The sequence below is a fragment of the Nocardioides sp. YIM 152588 genome (assembly GCF_040191335.1).
Classification (GTDB): Bacteria; Actinomycetota; Actinomycetes; order Propionibacteriales; family Nocardioidaceae; genus Nocardioides.
On the sequence record NZ_JBEGDJ010000107.1, the window covers coordinates 1 to 2,564 of the forward strand.

The following is a 2,564-nucleotide window of genomic DNA, read 5'->3' on the forward strand; positions in this document are numbered from 1 at the left end:
GGCCGCGCCGCCGTACCCGGCGCCGGGCTACCCGCCCCTGCCGCCGCACCCGCACAGCCACCGCAAGCAGCGCTCGGGCGCCGGCCGGTGGATCGGCGTCGCCGCGCTCGCCCTCGTCGTCGGCCTGGCCGGTGGGCTGGGCGGCGCCGCGGCCTACGACGCCTGGCTGGAGGACGGCCCGGACGCGCAGGGGCTCTACTCCGGCGGCCTGGCCGACGTCGACCTCGAGCCGCTGCCGCCCCTGGAGGACGGCGGCTCGGTCGCCTCCGTCGCCGACGCGGTGCTGCCCAGCACGGTGCAGATCATCGCCGAGTACGACGGCGTCGAGGGCGGCGCGACCGGCTCCGGCTTCGTGCTCGACCGGCAGGGCCACATCGTCACCAACAACCACGTGGTCGCGGACGCCGCGGCCGACGACGGGCCGATCCAGGTCGTCGACCAGGACGGCACCCGGTACGACGCCACCGTGGTCGGCCGCAGCCCCGTCTACGACCTCGCGGTCCTCGACGTGGGCGAGGAGAGCGGGTTGAAGCCCGCGTCGCTGGGTGCGTCGCGCGCCATGCGGGTGGGCGACCCGGTCGTCGCGATCGGCTCGCCGCTCGGGCTCAGCGCGACGGTCACCGCCGGCATCGTCAGCGCGCTCAACCGGCCGGTGACCACCGGGGACACCGCGGACGAGTCGTCGTACATCAACGCCGTCCAGACCGACGCCGCGATCAACCCGGGCAACTCCGGCGGCCCGCTGGTCAACCTGCGCGGTCAGGTGATCGGCGTGAACTCCGCGATCGCCACCAACGGCGGCGCGTCCGGCGACGCCGGCAACATCGGCGTCGGGTTCGCGATCCCGGTCGAGCAGGTCGAGGTCACGGCCGACCAGATCCTGCGCACCGGCGAGGCCCAGTACCCGGTGATCGGGGCGCGCGTCGAGACCGGCGGCGCGTCGGAGGAGGACGGCGCGGTGCTCCAGGCGGTCCTGCCCGGGAGCCCGGCCGCGGCCGCGGGGCTGAAGAAGGACGACAAGATCACCGCCGTCGACGGCCAGCTCGTCACCAACGGCATCGGGCTGATCGTGGCGATCCGGACCCACCAGCCGGGGGAGGAGATCGAGTTCACCGTCGACCGTGACGGCAAGGAGCTCACCGTCGAGGTGACGCTGGACGGCGAGGTCGGCTGAGCCCGCGCGCGGGTGGGCGGCGGCCGCCGCTCACTCGACGTGGTCGTCCACGAACGGGTGGTCGGCGACGTACTGCCGGGCCTCGGCGTACATCCGCTCGATGTACTCCTCGAGCTTGGTCGCCTCGACCCGCCACTGGCCGCGGCCGCCGATCTTGATCGCGGGCAGCTCGCCGCGTCGTACCAGCGCGTAGACCTGCGCGCTGGACGTGTTGAGGACCTCGGCCACGTCGGCCAGGTTCAGGAAGCGCGGGGTCCCAGGCATGGCCCCCATCGTTCCACCATGGAGGGGGCGGCGCGCCAGAGGCGCGGCCCGGCTGTGGATGAACGACTCCGGCCGGACGCCTGTGGACGAACGCCTGACGCGGCGGCGGGCAGCCGCCATGATGTGCGCCGTGTCGAGGAATCCCGGAGCCGCCGGAGGTCCGGCCGCCCAGGCCGTGCCGGCGCTCCGCCTGCGCCGGCCGGGGTGGCGCGACCCGCGCCTGTGGGTCGGGGTGCTGCTGGTGGCCGTCTCCGTCGTCGCCGGCGCCCGCCTGCTCGCCTCGGCCGACGAGTCGGTCGCGGTCTGGGCGGTGGACGACGCGGCCGGCGCGGGCGCCGTGCTCGGTGAGGCGGACCTGGTGGCCCGCCGCGTGCGGTTCGTCGAGGACACCGACCTGACGCTCTACTTCCCGGCGGACCAGCCCCTGCCCGAGGGCAGCGTCCTGACCCGCTCGGTCGGGGCGGGCGAGCTGCTGGCCCGATCGGCGGTCGCCATCGACCCCTCCGGTGGTCTGGTCCAGGTGCCGCTCGAGGTCGAGGCCGGACGGGTGCCGGGCGCGGTGGCCGCGGGGTCGGTCGTCGACGTGTACGTCGACGACCGGGCGCAGAGCCGCGGCAGCGACGGCATCAAGCTGCTCGGCGCGGTCACCGTCGTCGACGCGCCCGCCTTCGACGCGGCCTTCGCGGTGTCGGGCTACCGACAGGTCGTGGTCGCGGTCCCGCCCGCCTTCGCGGAGAACTTCGAGTCGATGCTGGCGAGGATGGACGACCCCGTGCTCCGGATCCACTACGTCCGGTGAGGCGATGAGCCGATGATCGTCACGCTGCTGGTCTCCACCGGGGCCGCCTGGGAGGCGGCCGCGCTGGGCGCGCTCAACGCCGCCCCGGGCGTGGTGGTGCTCAAGCGCTGCGTCGACGTCGAGGACCTGCTGGCCACCGCGTCCACCGGACAGGCAGAGGTGGCGGTCGCCGACGCCGACCTGACCGGCCTCGACGCCGGCGTGGTCGCCGAGCTGGCGCGGTACGGCGTGCGCCTGGTCGCCGTCGCCGGCGAGCCCGACGCCAGCCGCCCGGCCGCCGAGCGGATCGGCCTGGCGGCGGTCGTCGCCCGCGGGGCGACGGCGGAC

3 protein-coding genes and 1 pseudogene are annotated in these 2,564 nt (G+C 75.4%); 3 read left to right on the plus strand and 1 reads right to left on the minus strand.

Features of this window, described 5'->3' with window-relative positions; translation table 11 throughout:
- Positions 1–1,174: S1C family serine protease (locus ABLM29_RS22185; RefSeq protein WP_349716824.1), on the plus strand; the 1,174-nt coding region annotated here is incomplete at its 5' end.
- A 30-nt stretch (positions 1,175–1,204) separates the two neighbouring features.
- On the opposite strand, the gene ABLM29_RS22190 is transcribed toward ABLM29_RS22185, so the two are convergent.
- Positions 1,205–1,438: a helix-turn-helix domain-containing protein gene (locus tag ABLM29_RS22190; protein WP_349716826.1), complete on the minus strand. Its 234-nt coding sequence runs from the start codon at positions 1,436–1,438 to the stop codon at positions 1,205–1,207.
- A gap of 130 nt (positions 1,439–1,568) precedes the next feature.
- Here ABLM29_RS22190 and ABLM29_RS22195 point away from each other — a divergent pair, with 130 nt between their 5' ends.
- Entirely contained in the window at positions 1,569–2,237 is a 669-nt protein-coding gene (locus tag ABLM29_RS22195; protein WP_349716828.1) for a hypothetical protein, read from the plus strand.
- A 12-nt stretch (positions 2,238–2,249) separates the two neighbouring features.
- A pseudogene (locus ABLM29_RS22200) lies at positions 2,250–2,564 on the plus strand (AAA family ATPase); the annotation flags it as partial.